This is a genomic window from Arthrobacter sp. N199823 (assembly GCF_002929705.1).
Classification (GTDB): domain Bacteria; phylum Actinomycetota; class Actinomycetes; order Actinomycetales; family Micrococcaceae; genus Specibacter.
On record NZ_PJIN01000011.1, the window covers coordinates 52,733 to 71,607 of the forward strand.

The 18,875-nt window shown below is 60.7% G+C and carries 17 protein-coding genes; 10 read left to right on the forward strand and 7 right to left on the reverse strand.

Annotated features, from left to right (window positions below; genetic code table 11):
* Positions 1 to 51: 51 nt before the first annotated feature.
* Positions 52 to 1,713: a murein biosynthesis integral membrane protein MurJ gene (murJ, locus tag CXQ93_RS17540; protein WP_181036205.1), complete on the reverse strand. Its 1,662-nt coding sequence runs from the start codon at positions 1,711 to 1,713 to the stop codon at positions 52 to 54.
* A gap of 237 nt (positions 1,714 to 1,950) precedes the next feature.
* Positions 1,951 to 2,481: an NUDIX hydrolase gene (locus CXQ93_RS17545; protein WP_104111706.1), complete on the reverse strand. Its 531-nt coding sequence runs from the start codon at positions 2,479 to 2,481 to the stop codon at positions 1,951 to 1,953.
* A 137-nt stretch (positions 2,482 to 2,618) separates the two neighbouring features.
* Here CXQ93_RS17545 and CXQ93_RS17550 point away from each other — a divergent pair, with 137 nt between their 5' ends.
* The 4 genes from CXQ93_RS17550 (at position 2,619) to CXQ93_RS17565 (ending at position 7,869) form a co-directional block, all read left to right on the forward strand.
* On the forward strand, positions 2,619 to 4,100 hold the full coding sequence (locus CXQ93_RS17550; protein WP_104111707.1) for a CCA tRNA nucleotidyltransferase: 1,482 nt from the start codon (positions 2,619 to 2,621) through the stop codon (positions 4,098 to 4,100).
* An 88-nt stretch (positions 4,101 to 4,188) separates the two neighbouring features.
* Positions 4,189 to 4,818 carry a histidine phosphatase family protein gene (locus CXQ93_RS17555; RefSeq protein WP_104111708.1) on the forward strand — a complete coding sequence of 210 codons (630 nt, stop codon included), beginning with the start codon at positions 4,189 to 4,191 and terminating at the stop codon, positions 4,816 to 4,818.
* 136 nt (positions 4,819 to 4,954) lie between these two features.
* Positions 4,955 to 6,412, forward strand: a complete 1,458-nt coding sequence (locus CXQ93_RS17560; protein WP_104111709.1) for a glycosyltransferase family 87 protein — start codon at positions 4,955 to 4,957, stop codon at positions 6,410 to 6,412.
* A gap of 2 nt (positions 6,413 to 6,414) precedes the next feature.
* On the forward strand, positions 6,415 to 7,869 hold the full coding sequence (locus CXQ93_RS17565) for an NAD(P)/FAD-dependent oxidoreductase (RefSeq protein WP_104111710.1): 1,455 nt from the start codon (positions 6,415 to 6,417) through the stop codon (positions 7,867 to 7,869).
* Between the two features lie 69 nt (positions 7,870 to 7,938).
* Here the strand turns inward: CXQ93_RS17565 and CXQ93_RS17570 are convergent, their stop codons facing one another.
* The 3 genes from CXQ93_RS17570 to CXQ93_RS17580 form a co-directional block, all read right to left on the reverse strand.
* Positions 7,939 to 8,328, reverse strand: a complete 390-nt coding sequence (locus CXQ93_RS17570) for an META domain-containing protein (RefSeq protein WP_104111711.1) — start codon at positions 8,326 to 8,328, stop codon at positions 7,939 to 7,941.
* Between the two features lie 132 nt (positions 8,329 to 8,460).
* Positions 8,461 to 9,165, reverse strand: a complete 705-nt coding sequence (locus tag CXQ93_RS17575) for an ABC transporter ATP-binding protein (protein WP_104111712.1) — start codon at positions 9,163 to 9,165, stop codon at positions 8,461 to 8,463.
* Between the two features lie 235 nt (positions 9,166 to 9,400).
* Positions 9,401 to 10,537 carry an FtsX-like permease family protein gene (locus CXQ93_RS17580; protein ID WP_104111750.1) on the reverse strand — a complete coding sequence of 379 codons (1,137 nt, stop codon included), beginning with the start codon at positions 10,535 to 10,537 and terminating at the stop codon, positions 9,401 to 9,403.
* A 187-nt stretch (positions 10,538 to 10,724) separates the two neighbouring features.
* On the opposite strand from CXQ93_RS17580, the gene CXQ93_RS17585 reads away from it, so the two are divergent.
* From CXQ93_RS17585 to CXQ93_RS17600, 5 genes are all read left to right on the forward strand, one after another.
* Positions 10,725 to 12,014 carry a sensor histidine kinase gene (locus CXQ93_RS17585; protein ID WP_104111751.1) on the forward strand — a complete coding sequence of 430 codons (1,290 nt, stop codon included), beginning with the start codon at positions 10,725 to 10,727 and terminating at the stop codon, positions 12,012 to 12,014.
* On the forward strand, positions 12,007 to 12,657 hold the full coding sequence (locus CXQ93_RS17590) for a response regulator transcription factor (RefSeq protein ID WP_104111713.1): 651 nt from the start codon (positions 12,007 to 12,009) through the stop codon (positions 12,655 to 12,657). The genes CXQ93_RS17585 and CXQ93_RS17590 overlap by 8 nt, the downstream gene beginning before the upstream one ends.
* A 302-nt stretch (positions 12,658 to 12,959) precedes the next feature.
* Positions 12,960 to 14,141, forward strand: a complete 1,182-nt coding sequence (locus CXQ93_RS20890; RefSeq protein WP_258069094.1) for an NlpC/P60 family protein — start codon at positions 12,960 to 12,962, stop codon at positions 14,139 to 14,141.
* A 49-nt stretch (positions 14,142 to 14,190) separates the two neighbouring features.
* Positions 14,191 to 14,271, forward strand: a complete 81-nt coding sequence (locus CXQ93_RS21370) for a PEP-CTERM sorting domain-containing protein (protein WP_146073255.1) — start codon at positions 14,191 to 14,193, stop codon at positions 14,269 to 14,271.
* Positions 14,272 to 14,409: 138 nt separating this feature from the next.
* Complete coding sequence (locus tag CXQ93_RS17600; protein WP_146073251.1) at positions 14,410 to 14,964, forward strand: hypothetical protein; 555 nt, start codon at positions 14,410 to 14,412, stop codon at positions 14,962 to 14,964.
* A gap of 9 nt (positions 14,965 to 14,973) precedes the next feature.
* Here the strand turns inward: CXQ93_RS17600 and CXQ93_RS17605 are convergent, their stop codons facing one another.
* The gene (locus CXQ93_RS17605) at positions 14,974 to 15,645 is read right to left on the reverse strand and encodes a response regulator transcription factor (RefSeq protein WP_104111752.1); all 672 of its coding nucleotides are present in this window, start codon (positions 15,643 to 15,645) and stop codon (positions 14,974 to 14,976) included.
* A gap of 85 nt (positions 15,646 to 15,730) precedes the next feature.
* The gene (locus CXQ93_RS17610; protein ID WP_104111715.1) at positions 15,731 to 17,041 is read right to left on the reverse strand and encodes a sensor domain-containing protein; all 1,311 of its coding nucleotides are present in this window, start codon (positions 17,039 to 17,041) and stop codon (positions 15,731 to 15,733) included.
* Positions 17,042 to 17,185: 144 nt separating this feature from the next.
* On the opposite strand from CXQ93_RS17610, the gene CXQ93_RS17615 reads away from it, so the two are divergent.
* A complete protein-coding gene (locus CXQ93_RS17615; RefSeq protein ID WP_104111716.1) occupies positions 17,186 to 18,868 on the forward strand; it encodes an ABC-F family ATP-binding cassette domain-containing protein in 1,683 nt (560 codons plus the stop codon).
* The last annotated feature ends 7 nt before the right edge of the window (positions 18,869 to 18,875 follow it).

Sequence of the window (18,875 nt, forward strand, 5' to 3'; positions counted from 1 at the left end):
TTCAAGTTCCGTGGTTGGGGCCTTGTATTGCCCCTGCCGTCGGAGAATGTCCTATTTGCCCGGGAGTTTACCCGGGAGCCGGGTGCGGACTTTCTTGATGAGCGGATTCAAGAGGGCATCAACTTCATCTACGCGGAGCTGCTTCAAAACGAGCACATAAACCACAGCCATCACGGTTCCTACCACAGCCAAGGTAGCCAGTGAGGCTGGAATGGACGTCCACATGAAGCCACCCTGTGTGGAACTACCAAAGAGCCGCAGCACCAGTTCTCCGACAATCCCAGAGACCAGGGCAGCGGCAAGGAAGCGCATATGGGCGCGCATGATCAGGCCGCGGCCGTAATCGCCAATCTTTGCCTTCAGCAAATTGTGGCTAACAATAGGGCCCACCAGATTGCTTACCGTGTAACTGAGCGCCAAGCCGTAGATGATCCATTGGGGCGGCAATTGGCCGGCCATCAAAGCACAGCCCAGAATTACAACCACGGCAATGCACTGCAGAATAAAAGGTGTCTTGGCGTTTTCCTGGGAGTAGAACACCCGGTTCAGTATGAAGTTAATACTGAAGAATGGCGCGCCAACAGCCAAAATTGCCAGGGTGATGGCAACCTGGCGACCCTGGACTTCTTGGTTTCCACTGAACAGCATTCCCAACGGCCCGGATAGCACCAGCAGTGCCATGGAGGTAAACACCGTGGCCATGCCGGTGGTACGCAGTGCGCTGGACAGCGAAGAGCGCAGGGCGGGGAGGTCCTTGTTGGCGGCAGCATGAGCCATTGCCGTAAACATCACCGTGGCGATGGACAGGGCAATGGTGGAGTGCGGCATGATGTACAACTCAGTGGCGCGGTTCAGGATAAGAATGCCCGGTAAGGCGCTCGAGGGTGCTGAAGAATCGTCCCCGCCGGTGGGAATGGTGGCAATACGCATGATCACGAGGAAACTCAGGTTGCCAATGATCATTGTGCCCATGGTCCACGTAGCGATCTTGGCCGTGGCACCTAGCCCGGTGCCTTTCAAAGAGAACTTGGGGCGCAGGTTCAAGCCAAGTCGGTGCACAGGAATCAGTAGGATCACGGATTGCACAATGATGCCAAGAGTGGCCGTTCCGGCAAGCATCCATGACTGCCCCAGGGTCCAGTTCTCCGCAGTGTGCGGATGGACGCGGGCGCTGCCAGCCACAAAAATGAAGACGAGCAGGCCCGCAATGGCAACCACGTTGTTGAGGACGGGTGCCCAGGCGTAGGCCTTGAAGGAGTTGTGCGCGTTCAGTACTTGTCCCAAGAGCGAGAACAGCCCGTAGAAGAAGATTTGCGGCAGGAGGAACAAGCCGAAGGTAATGGCCAATTCCAGTTGATTGCCCTTGAAGGACGTGGCTGCGCCCATGATGGGCACCACTAGCAGCATGACAACGGCTGTCAGCCCCAGCAACCCCAAAACTCCCAATGTGAGCAGGCGGGAGATGAAATCGCTGCCCTTGTCTGGCTGTTTGCTGGCCTTGGCGATCTGCGGGATCAACACGGCATTGAACACCCCGCCGGCAAGCATGAGGAAGATGAGGTTGGGCATGTAGTTGGCGGCTTCGAAGATGTCACCCACTACGGTGCCAGCCACGGCAATGCTCAGGATCATGCCCTTGATGAACCCCAGAATGCGCGAGGCCAGGGTGCCCACAGCCATGTTGGCGCTGGAGCGGGCCGCCGAAGCGCTCATGCGTCCCGCACTCGCTGCGGGCGCGCTGTTCTGAACAGGAGTTCTCCCCGTAGCAGGTGTCTTGGTACGCGCGCCGACGGGGGCAGGCACGCGCGGGGCGGCAACGGGTTTAGGCGGGATGTTAACCCGTTCGACATTTGACATCGCTACCATCATCTCACTGCAGGCTTAGGGTGTGCTGACAGCGGTGCTACAGGGGTCCATGGTGGGAGACATAGGAAAACCGTTGATGGCCAGCTAGATGTACTCCGGCAGCAATTCCCGGGCTAGATCGGTGATGCGCCGTTCATTGGGGAAGGAGAGCTTTCTTGCCAGTTCATCCAGAGGTACCCACGCCACATCCACTGCTTCATGGTCCGGATCATTCTCAATGGTCAGGAACCCGCCAGTGGCGCGCAACAAGAAGTGATGGACAGTCTTGTGGACTCGGTGGCCGCTGACAGTGAACCAGTAGTCAATGCTGCCCAAGGTTGCCAATACTTCGCCTGCGATCCCGGTTTCTTCTTCAATCTCTCGGACCGCGGCCTCGCAGTGGTTTTCCTCACCTTCGGGATGGCCTTTGGGCAAGCACCACTCAAGCCGACCACCGCGGTTGATGCGGGCAATGATCGCAACGTTAGGGACGCCGTCGTGCATTGCAACGACCACACCGCCGGCCGAAACTTCTTCAACAGTTGGCAACTGGCTGGGTGCGCCGGGCACTCCAAGCGGCCCCACTGCCGGTGGCAATGGGTTCCTCTTAGGCGCGCGCGGCACAGGGTGAACCATGCAGTCCACTCTAGCTACCTTTGCCCGGGGATGATGACAGGCTCCGGGGTAGATTTACGGTGTCTTGGGACGGGTGAGGTAACGGCATTTTCCGGCGCAAGCCTCGAGGAGCAAAAGTCTGGCATTCTTAAGGGACCATGGATTTAGTGCCTGATACCTCAAAATTTGACCCGGTTGTTCTTGAACTGGGACGCCTCTTTGCCGACGCCGGCTTTGAGCTCTCCCTCGTAGGCGGACCTGTTCGCGACCTCTTTCTGGGCCGGACGTCCCCGGACTTGGACTTCACTACGAACGCCACCCCGGAGCAGATCCTCGCTGTTGCTAAAAAGTGGGCTGATTCGCACTGGGAGATGGGCCGTGATTTTGGCACCATCGGCTTCCGCAAGCGGAACGCCCAGCAAGAGGTGCTGCTCATTGAGATCACCACCTACCGCGCCGAAGCCTACGATCCCGACTCTCGCAAGCCCGTGGTGGCCTTTGGGACATCGCTGGTGGATGACTTGCAGCGCCGTGACTTCAGCGTCAATTCCATGGCCCTGCGGCTGCCTGAAATGGAGCTGGTGGACCCGTTTGGTGGCGCCAAAGATCTGGCTGCCGGACTGATACGCACCCCTGGCGCCGCGGAAGATTCATTCTCCGATGACCCCTTGCGCATGATGCGGGCCGCACGGTTCGCCTCACAGCTTGGCTTTGCGCTGCATCCGGACGTTCTTGCCGCGATGACGGGGATGGCTGGCCGGATCAGCATCATCTCCGCCGAGCGGGTTCGCGAAGAACTCGTGAAAATCATCTGTGGTGCGCACCCGCGAGTTGGCATCGACATTTTGGTTGAGACGGGACTGGCCGAGCTGGTCTTGCCGGAGATTCCCGCGCTCAAGCTCGAAACGGATGAACACCACCGCCACAAGGACGTTTACCAGCATTCGCTGCAGGTTCTCGAGCAGGCGGCTTCCATGGAAACCGGCCCTGATGGTCCGGTGCCCGGCCCCGATTTTGTGCTGCGCTTTGCGGCGTTAATGCACGACGTCGGCAAGCCCAAGACCCGCCGTTTTGAACCCGGAGGCGGAGTTAGCTTCCGCCACCACGATCTCGCTGGTGCCAAGCTCACCGCCAAGAGAATGAAGGCGCTGCGCTTCGACAACGATTCCATCAAGGCCGTCTCGCGCCTGGTAGAACTGCACATGCGCTTCTACGGTTACGGTGAAGCGGGCTGGACCGATTCAGCTGTGCGTCGCTACGTGACCGATGCCGGACCATTGCTGGAGCGCCTGCACCGGCTGACCCGTTCAGATGTCACAACTCGCAACCAGCGCAAGGCTGATCGTCTGGCTTTTGCTTATGATGACTTGGAACAGCGCATTTCCGTCCTGGCTGAACAGGAAGAGCTGGATTCGATTCGGCCCGACTTGGACGGTGGCGCCATCATGGCCTTACTGGGCATCAAGCCCGGGCGTGTGGTGGGGCGCGCCTACAACTTCATGCTGGAACAACGGATGGAATACGGTCCCTTGGGTCCTGAAAAGGCGGAGGAAATTCTTCGGCAGTGGTGGGCTGAACAGCCTGAGTCACAGCCGGAAGCTCCAGAGCAGCCCGAAGAACCGGAGCAGTCCGAGTCATAGCCCGAAGCTCCAGAACTGCTTCAAGAGCTTGGCTAAGGCTGAGGCTGCGTGTCTCAACCCCTAATATTCTCTGATTGGAATATACGCAATGAGTAATACAGATAGTGGAAACACTCCCACTGGCGCCGCAGCCGTTCCGGGCGGCCCCAAGCTCTGGCTCTTGCGCCATGGAGAAACCGAGTGGTCCCGCAGCGGACAGTACACGGGTCTGACAGACCTGCCGTTGACGGAGCTGGGCGAAGATCAGGCCCGATCCGCGCAGGCTGCACTGTCCGGCGTCGACTTTGACCTGGTCCTGACCTCGCCATTGCAACGCGCACGCCGGACGGCCACACTGGCTGGTTTCCCCGATGCAGTGGTGGAACCGAATGCCGTGGAATGGGACTACGGCGACTATGAAGGCATTGACAGTGCCGTAGTGCGCGCCCAGAACCCCGGATATTTGATTTGGGACAACGGCGTGCCCAACGGCGAGACCCTCGATGAGGTGGCGGCACGAGCTGACAAGATTGTGGCCCGTGCCCTGGCCGTGACGCGGGAGGACGGTGCACCTGCCAATGTTCTGCTGGTAGCTCACGGGCACTTCCTACGTATCATGGCGGCCCGCTGGTTGCGGCTTCCGGGGACCGCAGGCAGGCACTTTGTGCTCGGCACCGCCAAAACCTGCACGCTTGGCTGGGACAAGAAGACTCCTGCGATCGAGCAGTGGGGACTGTAGCGGGCTGGCTTAACCTCGCTTAATCTCGGGCAGATTTGGGCCCGGCCAAGTCCAGAGTCAAACGCCAAGGCTGCGCGCCAAGTAATGCGCGTGCACCAATCAAGCCGTGAAGGGCTGAGCAGGTAGGCTCGTAGCCATGGCGGAATCACAGGCTTCGGGGACTCAAGCTCGGCATCCCATTGTTGTCCCCTCACGGAGTGACGAACTTCTGCGCACCTTGACTGAGCCGGTGGGTGGGCCGCTGGGCAAACGTACATCGCCTGGCATCACCAATCCCGGATTCTTCACTGTAGAACGCGTCTTGGTGCTGATCGCTGCAGTTTCGGCATTGCTCGCCATCATGACTAAATCCCACTGCCGCACGGCTGGATGGGTTAGTCCTGACCAAGAGTCCACGGTGTGCTGGTCGGCCTTTCCCAACTCCTTTGTGGATGAGCACTTGGGGACACTGACACCCTTCTTTTCCGAAGGGTCGCCATTTAGCCATCCGGTTTTGGCTGGCTGGATTGCCGGGATCACTGCGTGGCTGACACGAGGCGCCGGTGACGGTGCGTTTCGTCAGCTGGCCTTCTTCGACCTGAATGCGGCGCTCATTGCCGTGGCCTGGATTGTCACTGTGGTGGTTGTTGCCCGCACGGCCGGGCGCAGGGTCTGGGACGCGGCCATTGTGGCTGCAAGCCCCGTTTTGATCATGATGGCCTATGTCAGTTGGGACTTCTGGGCTGCCGCACTGGTTGGCGCAGGCATGTACCTCTTTGCGCGGAAGCAGACCCTTTGGGCCGGTGCCTTCTTTGGTGTAGCTGCATTGGCTGCGCCCTACCCGATCTTCATTTTGTTGGCTCTGGTGTTCCTCGGAATCAGGACCGGACACCTTGCCAAGATGCTTGAGATGGTGGCTGCTGCGGCGATCGCCTGGCTACTGGTAGTGGCCCCAATTATGGCCACCAATCCGCCCGCATTCCCGGACTATCTAAAGAAGCTAATCGCTGCCGGGCCCACGGAATCGTCCATCTACGGTGGGCTGAACTTAATTGCCGAACGGATGGGCTGGCCCGCGCTTGATGTTGGTGCAACAAATGCCATCTCGGGAATTCTCTTGCTGTTGTTGGCGGCTGGACTGCTCGCTGTGGCGCTCTATGCGCCCCGCCCCCCTCGTGTTGCGCAACTGGCCTTTGTCGCTGCAGCGGGATTCATGGTGCTGAACAAGGGTGCCGAACCGTGGCACGCCGTGTGGCTGGTTCCCTTGTTGGCACTGGCCATGCCGCGCTGGCGCCCGGTGCTGGTGTGGCAGGCTGCCATTTTGGCGCACTTTGTTGCCCTGATGCTGTTCCGCAGCAAGGTGTTGGGTGACATTAGTAATCAGCACGCCATTGACACTCCCTATTTCCTCATTGCAGCCGTGATGGGGGCCCTGGCCACCTGGATCATGTTCGGGCTGGTTGTCAGGGATATTTTTGCGCCAGAGTATGACGTTGTGCGCCGTGCGGGTGTGTCCGATCCCCAAGGCGGGGTTCTACTGCTTCCCCGAGAAGAAGCTGCAAGTGGGCCAAGCACGGTTGGCGCACCGCCGGTAAACAAAGCCGAAGTGCCCTGACGGTGAGCGATGTTGCTGTCGTGGGGTCTGGCCCTAACGGACTAGCCGCCGCCGTGACCATGGCGCGCGCAGGGCTGTCGGTGCAACTCTTTGAAGCCGCCAATTCCATTGGGGGTGGTACTCGAACGGCCGAAACCACCTTGCCGGGCTTTCACCATGATGTGTGTGCCGCCGTTCACCCCATGGCCCTCGCCTCACCATTCTTCCGTGCCTTTGAGTTGGAACGCAGGATTGAGCTGCTGGTGCCGGAGATCTCCTACGGGCACCCGCTCGACGGCGGACGTGCCGGCATTGCCTACCGCAGCCTGGACCGCACCGTGGAAGAGCTGGGACGCGACGGGCGCGCATGGCGCGGGCTCATGGCCCCCCTGCTGAACAGGCTGGAAGGAACCATCGACTTTACGCAAGGGAACTTGGTCCGCATGCCCAAGGACCCCTTGGCAGTGCTGCACTTCGGGGTTAGGACACTTCTGCAGGGCACACCCGCATGGAATCTGGGCTTCCGCGAGGACACGGCTCCTGCCATGCTGACAGGCGTGTCCGCACACGCAATTGCTCGCTTGCCAGCGTTGTCCTCCTCGGGGGCGGGGCTACTGCTGGGAGTTCTGGCGCATGCTCAGGGTTGGCCTGTTCCGCGGGGCGGTTCGCAGGCAATTGCTCAAGCTATGGCAGATGACTTCATAGCGCATGGCGGCCAGATACGGGTGGGCCAGCGGATTGACAGCTTGGCGCAGCTACGGAACGCAACAGGAGCCAAAGCAATTATTTGCAATACGACGCCGCGTGCCCTGGTGAGGATGGCCGGAGCGGAACTGCCGCAGGCCTATGCACGTCAGCTGGAGTCCTTTCGATACGGATCCGGTGTGTGCAAGGTTGATTTTGCACTTTCCGGCCCGGTGCCGTGGACATCATCGAGTTTGCGGGCCGCCCCAACAGTTCATTTGGGTGGCTCTCGGGAAGCCATTGCCGCTGCAGAACGTGAAGTGTTAAACGGTCGGCACCCGCAAGAGCCGTATGTGCTTGCTGTGCAGCCAGGAGTTGTTGACGACACCCGGGCCCCCGTTGGACAACAGACATTCTGGGCGTACACCCATGTTCCTGCGGGTTCAACACGTGACTGCTCGGAAGACATCATTGCTGCCGTCGAGAAACACGCGCCTGGGTTCAGGGATTTGATCCTTGCCAGCTCGGTGCAGAACGCGGCGGATGTGGCCGCCTACAATGCCAATTACATTGGCGGAGATATTGGATCGGGCGCAGTCACCCTCAGGCAGCTACTGAAGCGTCCGGTGGTCTCACTTGATCCGTGGCGGACCCCAGTGCCCGGGCTATATTTGGGTTCGGCATCCACCCCGCCAGGTCCGGCCGTCCACGGGATGGGCGGTTGGTTTGCAGCAAAATCAGCCCTCAAAAACACCTTTGGACTGCCGGCACCTGATCTGGGTCTGTCTGATTAAGTGATGTTAAACAGCTGTCCCGCTGTGGTGACTGTTGAATGCACAGTCACCACAGCGGGCCATGGAAAACTAGTTGCGGCGGTCCAGTGTTCCCACGGGAAGGCCCGCGGAATCCATGACGGTCAAGACGTCTCCATCGATCTCTCCGCCAGCGGCCTTCATGAGCCAGGGATCCACGCCCTCGCACGCCATCTGGGTGCCGCTGAGCTGTGAGAAGGAGAGCTTGCCCTGAACCAAGAACCACTGGCCGGTAATACGGTTGCAGCCGTCGCTTCCGGCGAGGAAGCCGGCCTGCTCGTATTCGGCGGTTTTATCGGATCCTAGCGACAACTCCAGGTACGGCTGCTTGTCGGTGTTGTAGCCCTCGCCCCAAGTGCCCACGGGACCTGTTGCGGCACCGCAGGAAGAGATGGTCAAAGCAAGGAGGAGGCTGCCGGTGAGGGCTGCGAGGCGTTTCATGGTGAGGATGGCTCCGATCGCGCTGGTATAGACGTGCGTTTCCCTTATGCTATTGCATTGCCGCGCTTTCCCGGCCTTCGGCCCCCGCAATCAGAGCCAGCAAAGAACGTAAACAACCCAGGGAAGAACGGGTTAGTAGGCTGCTGATCCGGAGAGGGCTGGCACGGGAGCGGTCAGGACACCGTCGCGCATCGAGGCCACACAATCGGTGAGCGGGACGAACTCGGTGTCGTGAGTGACCATGATGGTGGCCACGTTGAATTCGTCGGTAACCTGACGGAGCAGGCGCACGATCGAGTCGCTGCGGGCATGGTCCAAGGCCGCTGTGGGCTCATCCACCAGCAGCACCTTGGGATGAGCCATGAGTGCCCGGGCAATGTTGACACGCTGACGTTGTCCGCCGGAGAGCTGATGAGGGTGCTTCTTGGCAGAGTCGGCCAGGCCCACTAGCTCCAGCAGTTCTGCGGCACGGTTTGCTGCGGACTTCACGGATTTGCCCCGCAGGTGTTCGGTGATGGTGAGTTGCTCGGCTGCCGTCAGTGAGGCCAGCAGATTTGGCTGCTGAAAAATGATGCCCACTTTGTCGCGACGCAATTGGGCAAGTTGCTTCTCGTTGAGCCCGGTGGCGTCCACGCCGTCGATCACTACCAGGCCCGACGTCGGCTTAATGAGTGTCGCGGCAACGGCGAGCAGGCTGGACTTTCCGGATCCGGATGGCCCCACCAGAGAGACCAGCTGGCCCGGATTTACGGACAGGTTCACGGAGTCCAGAGCAGTCATGGTGCCTTCGCCATCGGGGTACTCAAGCGTCAGATTGACGAGGTTCAAAGCTGTCATGAGATTGTCCTTAGAAAGTGTGGAGCGAAAATGGTTGGTTCAGCGATTTGTGGGCCCACGCTTGCCAGGTTCCTAGCAATCGCGTCAGCGTTTGGTGGGCGGGTGAGTGGGTGGGCCCACGCTTGCCAGGTTCCTAGCAATCGCGTCAGCGTTTGGTGGGCGGGTGAGTGGGTGGGCCCACGCTTGCCAGGTTCCTAGCAATCGCGTCAGCGATTTATAGGCCGGCAAGTGGGGACTAGTTCCCGCCGAGGGCGATCATGGCGTCCACGCGAGTGACCTTGCGGACAGCCAGTGCTGCGCCGGCCAGGCCCAGCGCCACGATGCCAACGATCGGCAGCAGTGTTGTTGCCGGGGTGAGTAGGAAGGGGGCTGCGGCAGAGGCAAAGATGCCACCAATAATCCCCACCAGTCCGCCCAGCCCTGCTCCGGCAAGCAGTACCAGGGCGGCCTGTGTCAGCGCATCGCGGAGCAGATAGCTGCCGGAGGCGCCCATGGCCTTCAGCACGGCAATGTCACGGGTCCGTTGGATCGTCCAGACCGTCAGGAACGCCACGATCACGAGTGCGGAAATGCCGTAGAGGAACGCTTGCATCATCATCAGTGAGCCGTTTTCGCTCTTGTATCCGCCCAAGCCGTCGAAGGATCCGCTGCGCGTGGTGCTGATGGTGCCGGCTGCGGCGTTCGCACCGTCGAGGTCCACAGTGGCGCCCTTCTCAAAGGTCACTGCCAGCACGGTGGCCAGCTGGTCAGGATCGCTCAGGTGGGCCAGCTTGGTCCAGGTGTTCAGCGTTGTCCACACCACCGAAGTATGCGAGTACCACTGGTCCGGCACGATCGCGCCCACTGACAGTTCCGTACCGGCAATGGTCACGGAATTCCCAATAGAGAGGGAGAGTTCCTTGGCGATGCCTTCACCGATGGTCACGGTTGAATCGCTCACTTCCGACGGCGCGATCCCGGCCTGTGATCCTTGCTCTTCTGTCAGCGAGTCCCCAACGCCAAAGACGGCAACGTTGGCAATACCCTTGCTCTCGCCTGCGCCCTGGAAGCGGCTTTGGCTGACGCCTAGGGGAGCCACGGATGTAACGCCAGGTTGCGCTGCCCAGATCTTGGCCTGTTCCGCTGTCACCTGACTTTCGGTGAAGGACACTTTGGGATCGTTATTGGCGGGGGCGCCGAACACCATTTGGCTGACGGCCGTGCCGGATCCGGTGCCCGTACCTAAGAGGGCGACGGCTGACGTGGACTGGTTGCCGAGCCCGGCGGTGAGGCCGGAAAGCAGCACCAGCAGCAGGCTTATGAGGGCCACGACGGCGCCCATGAGGGCAAATCGTCCCTTGGCAAAGCGGATGTCTCGGATCGCGAGGAACATGTACAGCTTCTTTCGTAGGCCGGATTCATGGTGAGTGTGCCCGGGTGTTTTGCTAGTACTTCCACTCTCCTGCGGAACGGCCATGCTTCCATCGCGGGGTTGGTTGATCCTGCTGCGGCGTGCGGTTGATGCGCCGGTCAACCTTTTGGTTGATACGGGCACGAGGGGGTGCGCCTATGCTGGTGACATGTCTGCCGTGGATGCCCCGCCCGTGAGCAGTGCTGCGATTCTGCGGTTCCTGCGCGTGACCTTGCATGTTGCTTTTGCCGTGCTGCTGGCCGTTGGGGTGATCCGGCAGCTCACGGGAGAACCCGACGGGCCGGGCCGGTACTTTTTCTTAGCGTTGGCTATTGTGCTTGCGGCGGTCTATCTGGTGGGCACCGTGGCCGAGAAGCGTTTTTCAACGGGCGCACTGGACACGAATCCGAGGCGCTGGGCCGGGCTCTGGCTGGGACTGATCACTGTGATGTGGGCGGTCCTGATGGTGGGTTCGGTGGAGTTCTCTTGGCTCGTGTTCCCCTTGTTCTTCCTGCATTTGCACCTCTTACCACGGTGGGCCGGGATCACCATGGTGTTGCTCATGACTGCGGCGGTGGTGATGGCCCAGTGGAGCTCGAGTGGGAGCGATTTTCCGCCGCTGCCTGTGGTGGTGGGGCCGGTATTCGGCATGGCGTTCGCTGTGGCAACGTCCAAGGCCTACAGGCTGCTTTACCAAGAAGGTGAAAACCAGCGTCAGGCCGCCGATGAGCTGCGTCGCACCAGGGCGGAACTGGCAGCCACGCAGCATGAGTCAGGCGTTTTGGCCGAGCGTGCCCGGTTGGCACGGGAAATCCACGACACTCTGGCGCAGGGATTCTCCTCGATCATCCTGGTCTCCCGGGCGGCCCGGCGCAGTTTGAGTTCCGGGGATGTTGCGTCCACGGAGGAGAGCCTGGCCATGGTGGAGGCAACTGCCGCGGAGAATCTGGCTGAGGCCCGCAACTTTGTCCGGGCGCTTTCCTCTCCGGCATTGACGCAATCCTCGCTTGCGGAGAGCCTGTCCAGACTCTGCCAGCAGACGGCGCAGGAGGCCCGGGCCCGAGGTGTCTCGCTGAGTTGCAGTTTCCGGCTTGATGGTGAGCCCACAGAAATCCCGCAGCCCTTCAAGGTGACGCTGCTGCGCGCCACTCAGGCGAGTCTGGCCAACGTCTGGCTACACGCGCAAGCTACGTCCGCCGTCGTCAGCTTGGCGTTTCTAGGGGATGAGGTGACCCTTGACGTATTCGACGACGGACGCGGCTTTGAGCCGGAGAGCCTCGCCGACACTGTGGCTCAGAGAGCGGATGGGAGTGGATTCGGTTTGCGATCGCTGCGTGAGAGGGTTGTGGCGCAAGGTGGGACACTGACCCTTGAGTCGGCCCCTGGGGAGGGGACGGTGGTGGCCATCAGGCTGCCGCTTGGCGGAGACGACAACAATGCAAGGGATATCAATGGGTGAAATTCGGATCTTGCTGGTTGATGACCATCCGGTGGTGCGAGCGGGCCTGCGGGCCATGCTGACTGAATTTGAGGGATTCACTGTGGTGGCCGAGGCGCCTGAAGGTGGCGCCGCGATCAAGGAGGTTCAACGGCTGCAGACCTTGGGCGTGCCGGTTGATTTGGTGTTGATGGATCTGCAAATGGGTGCCGGGATGGATGGGGTTAGCGCCACGAAAGCCATTAGGAAACTGGCTGCTGCCCCTCCTGTTCTCATCCTGACCACCTACGACACCGATGCCGATATTTTGGCGGCAGTGGAGGCCGGTGCAAGCGGCTACATGCTCAAGGACGCGCCTCCGGAGCAAATCCGCAGCGCCGTGCAACAGGCAGCAGCGGGGCAGAGCGCACTTGCTCCCGAGGTTGCCGCGCGGCTCATGGGAAGGATTCGTAACCCCACTCCGGCCTTGTCGGCGCGTGAGGTGGAATTGGTGGAACTGCTGGCGACGGGGATGAGTAATAAGGCCATTGCCAAGCAACTGTTCATCTCCGAAGCGACGGTGAAAACCCATCTGGTGCACATTTACGACAAGCTGGGCGTGGATAACCGCACCGCCGCCATCTCGGTTGCTGTGGGACGGCGAATTATCCGCAGCGCAGGCTAGAAGAAGTTTCCGCCCACAAGCAGCCGGTGCCCATTTCGGGCGGCTTAAATTGTGTGTAGTGTGAGCAGCAGCACAGGCGGATGGGGGTGGACCGCAAAGATGCAGGTACGCAAGGGCCGGCAATCCACAAAATGGGCTCCAAGCCACATTTCCTTTCACTGTGATATCCATAACAATTTTGTGGAATAGTCTGAATTATTGTTCGATTCCGAGTGCGGCACTCTCCGACTAAGGGGGAAGGTGGCGCCGGGGGATTGGCAAAGATCTCAATACCGCGTGCAATGAAGCAGGAGGTTCACCGAGTGACGTTTTCGAAGGGCAAGGCGCGGCCGTACCACTTGAGCATGGCAGTGGTTTGCACACTCTTGGCCTCCGGTGGATTTGTGGCTGCCGGTTACGTTGGGACCTCCTCTGCCGATGCTGCCGCCGCTCTGGGGGCGCAGCAGCTCAACTATTCAGAATCCTCAGCTACCCAAGTGTCCCCCGTGAGTTTTGACTCCCTAAATGCGCCGACGCTTGCCGGAAATATTTCCTTCGTGAAGACCCTGATTCTTGCTAAAAAACCAGCAGCGCCGCAGCGATTCGACCTCACCGACCCCAATGGAAATACGCCCCATCTGGCGCGCCCGGTCGGTGACATGCGCGGAGATATCCCGGAGATTTCAGCGGAATTGATTTCCGAGGTTCGCAAGGACATTCTGGCCGCGGCCTTCCAAGGCTTGGGCCACCCCTATGTTTGGGGAGGCACCAGCTTTGAGTATGGCTGGGACTGCTCGGGTTTTGTTCAGTGGGCTTACGCCCAGGCTGGAGTGACCCTTCCGCGGACCGAGCAGTGGTTGCCCATGGTTCAAACGAATAACCCCCAGCCCGGCGACATTGTGGTGCAAAACCCTGATGGACCCAATCACTGGTCTCACATTGGTATTTACATTGGTGGTGGCAAGATGATCAGCGCCCTGAACCCGTCGGTGGGAACGTTCATTCACGCACCTGCTGACGTCAGCAGCTCCTCCACCTACTTCACCATGCCCGGTTTTGCATCTGCCGACGAGAAGGCTGCAAAGAAGGCCAAAAACACGATCTCAGCGGCCGGAAGCACTACCAAAGCGTCGGCCACGCCCAAGCCTGCAACGTCTAAGCCGCCGGCTACGTCTTCAACTAAACCCACATCGAAGCCGTCCACTGGTGAGCCGAGCAGGCCGTCGACCAAACCGCCCACCACCGCGCCAGGAACAACGGATCCGGGCACCACGCCTCCCGTTACCCTCCCTGTGACGACGCCCCCGGCCACCACGCCTGTAACCACGCCCCCGGGCACCACCGCCCCAGGGACCGCCCCAGGGACCACGCCGGGCACCACCGCGCCGACTACCCCTGGGCCGTCTGTGGCTACTCATTCGGATACGCCAGCGGCGGCAACTTCTTCGGAGACCACCACACCTTCGGGGTTGAACACCCCGACCGTCACTGGCTCCACCCCGTGACGCAGCGCCGCTAGGATTTCCCCGCTAGGGGCTGACGGGCGCGAAGGCCATGGTGCCGGAGGGTATCGCCCTGCTGCTGGTGCTGGGAGGTGCCGGCGCGCTGGTGGTCATCCGCCGCCGTCGTGCATAACTAACGAAGGCTGATCCCAACGTGGACAATCACCACCAATCCAAGGGCAAAGATTGAGAACCACGCCTTGATTGCAGTCGCAGAGAATCCCAGAAACCGGCAGGCCATGCAAGGCATTCACGACTTAGGGAGGGCAACATGCCAATCAGATTGACAATGACTGCCGAGCAGGCGCCTGGCGTGCGGCGGCGTGGCCGCAGCGGTGTGACTTTCCTCGCGCTATTGTCTCTGCTGGTGATGCTCCTTGCTGCCGGTTGTGCCAAGACCCAAGAACCTGAAGTGCCTGCCGTGGACCTGCAGATAGCCAAGAGCACCACCATGGCGAATGAACGCGACATGATTTCCGTCATCGCCACTGGAGACATTGTTGAAACAAATCAAAATGAAGTCTCAAACCTGCTGGCCTGCAGCGACGGAGAATATTCTTGGACCGGGCAAATCAACGTGTTCTTGATGCCGGGCGCCGACGGGCTCGGATATGTGCAAAAGATCAAGGACGCGTGGAGCGGCAAGGGCGACTGGAACGTGGCCGAACGAACCACGGCGCAGGGCGAGACGGTGGTCGACATTACGAACGATGCCGGTTACAGCCATGGCGTTGATTTTTCGGCCGGGCACAACACCATCAGGGTCATGTCCTTTTCCCCCTGCTTCACCATGGATCCGCCTTATGAGTACGGCAACGAGTACTGACGCTGTGATTTAGGCCGGGCCCGGCTGGCTGCGGTTCTGAAGGAACTGCAGCACGGCCAGAACACGGCGGTGATCGTCGGGGCTCTGGTGTAGGTCCAACTTGTTGAAGATAGCGCTGATGTGTTTTTCCACGGCACCGGCGCTAACCACTATTGCCCTGGCTATGCCGGCATTGGTGAGGCCCTGAGCCATGAGTTCGAGCACCACGGATTCACGCGGGCTCAGGGTGCTGATGGGGTCGGCGGAGCCGCGATTGGCGAACAAGGCGCCGATGACCTCGGGATCAATCACGGTGGCGCCGTTAGCGATCCGGGCAATAGCGTCGCTGAAGTCTTCGAAGCGGGCCACACGGTCCTTGAGCAGGTAGCCCAGCCCGGCGCCAGCTGACGCACCGGCGAGCAGTTCCCCGGCGTAGCTCGTCTCAACATATTGCGAGAGCACCAGCACGGCAACTGAGGGGAACCGGGCGCGGACCTCGATGGCTGCCTTCAGGCCCTCGTCCCGGTGCGAGGGTGGCATCCGCACATCCGTGATCAGCAGGTCCGGGACGTGCTCCGCAACGGCTTTGACAAGTTCGACGCCGTCTCCCACGGCCGCGCACACCTCGGCACCCATCTCCTCAAGGAGGCGCACGAGCCCTTCACGGAGCAGGACAGAATCTTCGGCAAGGACAACACGCATGGTTCCACAGTAGCCGCCGGGATCTTCGGCTAGGCCGGATGCTGGTATGCAGGGCGCAGCCATGCATGATTCAGTCACGTGTGATTCAGTTACGCAGCGGGATGCTGGCGCGCAGGGAAGTGGGGCCGCCGTCGGGGCTGACGACTTCCAGCGAGCCGTCCACGCCGGCCAGCCTGTCCACCAGGCCCGCCAGTCCATGACCCTTGCCCACATGGGCGCCTCCACCGCCGTCGTCCTTCACTTCGAGGAGCAGCTCGGTTGGGCTGGTGTTCACAGTGATGGCGGCCTGATTGGCGCCAGCATGCTTGGCAACATTGGCCAGAGCCTCGGAAACCACAAAGTAGGCGGCGTTCTCGGCACTCTCAGTGATCCGGACGTTTGGCGCCAAGTTGCCTGTGACGGCAACGGGGAGCGTTGATTTGCTCGCCAGGGACTCCACGGCAGTGCGCAGGCCGCGATCCGCCAGTAGTGGCGGGGCGATCCCGCGGGACAGCTGGCGCAACTCGGCCAAGGCTTCACGGCTTTGCTCCAAAGCACCGTCCATGAGCTTGCGGGCGGCTTCGGGATCGGTAGCCATGCGCCGCTGTGCGGCTTCCACATCCATCTGCATCCGGATTAGGCGTTGCTGCGGGCCGTCGTGGAGATCGCGCTCAATCTTGCGCAAGGTGCTGGCTTCTTCGGACACCACCTGGGCCCGGCTGGCAGCCAATTCCTCGCTGCGGGCGCGGAGGGCAGCGGTTTCGTTGGTGAGTAGGGTGCGAGTCAAGGCGGCATCGGCTACTGCCAGGAGGTGGGTGATGAAGGGCAACAGCAACAAAAGTACAGCCCCGTATGCCAGTCCCAGCCACGACTCTGCCGTCTCCGGGCTGACGCCAAGGTAGATGTCCAAGTCGATGAGTTGCGCCAAAGATGTATTGCCTTCGGGCAGGAACCCCATCCAAAACCATTGCGTCAGTCCGCCCAGTGCGGCCGCCAGAACGGTGATGGCTACACAAAACGTTGCGGTGCGCAGCGGGAAGGTGACCAAGAAGCCGTGGATGAAATCCTTCCACAATTGCGGATCGGCAAGGTTTTTGAACATGCCGCTGACGGAATATTTGTGCTGGTTGCGGTAATGAACTGGTGGGATCTCGCCAGCCCAGCGTCGCAGCGCGGCTCGGTTGATATCTGCGAACCAGCGGGCTGTGGCCAAGCACGCCACGAGCACAGGCAGCCCCACCCAGATAATAAGCGTGGAGAGGCCCAGCGTGAACAAGGCGACAAGGGCAGTGAAGGAGGCCAAAGAAACGAAGAAGCCGGGCAGGATGTAGGCCAGGTCGGAGCCGATCTGGCGCCAGGTGGCGGAACGCCAGATGGACCACGACGTTTGCCGGGTGGGTGCAAGTGAGTTATTCATACATCAATCCTTGCCGTGGGCGTGTCCTGAAACCATCATGCCAGCCGGTGAAAGTCGGGTGGGGATAACCCCACCCCAGATGGCCACGGAAGAGGGAAATGTGCCACCGCAGAAGATGCCCGCCGAAGATGGGAGAATTATTCTGTGGGACACATTGACGTTGCAAACATTGACTACTTTCTCTCCGACGGCCGGCAGCTGCTGAACGGGGTGAACTTTCGCGTCTCCGATGGCACCAAAACGGCGCTGATTGGCCCCAACGGCACCGGAAAAACCACGCTGCTTCGCATCATCTGCCAAGACATCAAGGCAGATGAAGGTGCCGTTTCGCGCTCAGGCAGCATGGGGGTGATGCGTCAGTTCGTGGGCCAGGTCCGCGATGACAGTACCGTGCGTGATCTGCTGCTCTCAGTGGCGTCGACCACCATCGCCGCCGCAGGCAAGGCCGTGGATACTGCCGAGCTCGCCATGCTGGAACGCGATGACGAGCCTAGCCAAATGGCCTACGCTCAAGCCATTGCCGATTGGGGCGATGTGGGTGGCTATGAGATGGAAACCACGTGGGACGAAGTTACCATGGCTGCCATGGGCATGGACTTCTACACGGCCCAGTACCGGAAGGCCGCAACCCTCAGCGGTGGTGAGCAAAAGCGTCTGGTGTTGGAGGCATTGTTCTCCGGTCCCGACGAGGTGCTCCTGTTGGATGAGCCGGATAACTACTTGGACGTGCCGGGCAAGCGCTGGCTCGAAGCGAAAATGGCGGCCTCACCAAAATCTGTTCTGTTCGTCAGCCACGACAGGGAATTGCTGGCCAACGCTGCAACCCGCATCGTCACGCTGGAACCGGGTATCAACGGCGCCTCCAGCTGGACCCACGGTGGCGGTTTTGAATCGTATGTGAAGGCCCGCGAAGACCGTAACGCCCGTTTTGAAGAGCTGCGGAAGCGGTGGGACGAGGAGCACATCAAGCTCAAGGAACTCGTCAACATGTACAAGACCAAGGCTGCGTTCCGCTCCGACATGGCGAACCGGTATCAGGCTGCACAGTCGCGCCTGGCCCAGTTCTTGGAGCAGGGCCCGCCCGAGGCGCTGCCGATTGAGCAAAACGTGAAGATGCGCCTCAAGGGTGGGCGCACGGCCAAGCGCGCCATCATCGCCTCGAAGCTGGAGCTGACAGGCCTCATGAAGCCTTTCAGTACCGAGGTCTGGTTCGGGGACCGTGTTGGCGTCTTGGGCTCTAATGGCTCGGGTAAGTCTCACTTCTTGCGGCTTCTGGCGGCTGGCGGCTCAGATCCGGATAAGGAACATGAGCCCGTGTCCGACGTCGACATAGCTCACGTACCGCACGAAGGTTCGGTGAAACTTGGGGCACGCATCCGCCCTGGGTTCTTCGCCCAGACCCATGCCCGTCCGGACCTCTTGACGCGCACGTTGCTGGATATTCTGCACCGCGGTGATGAGCATCGCTCCGGAATGGGACGCGAAGCCGCGGCCGGGGCTCTGGATCGCTACGGGCTCGCCTCCAGCTCCGAGCAAAAGTACGATTCGCTCTCCGGTGGCCAGCAGGCCAGGTTCCAAATTCTGTTGCTGGAGCTCTCCGGAGCAACCTTGCTCCTGCTCGATGAGCCCACGGACAACCTTGACCTGCACTCAGCTGAGGCGCTGGAGAAGGCCATTGACTCCTTTGAAGGGACAGTGCTGGCGGTCACTCATGACCGCTGGTTCGCCCGGTCCTTCGACAGGTTCTTGGTGTTCGGTTCCGACGGCAAAGTCTACGAATCCGACGAGCCTGTTTGGGATGAAAAGCGAGTCGAGCGCGCACGCTAAGCCAAGC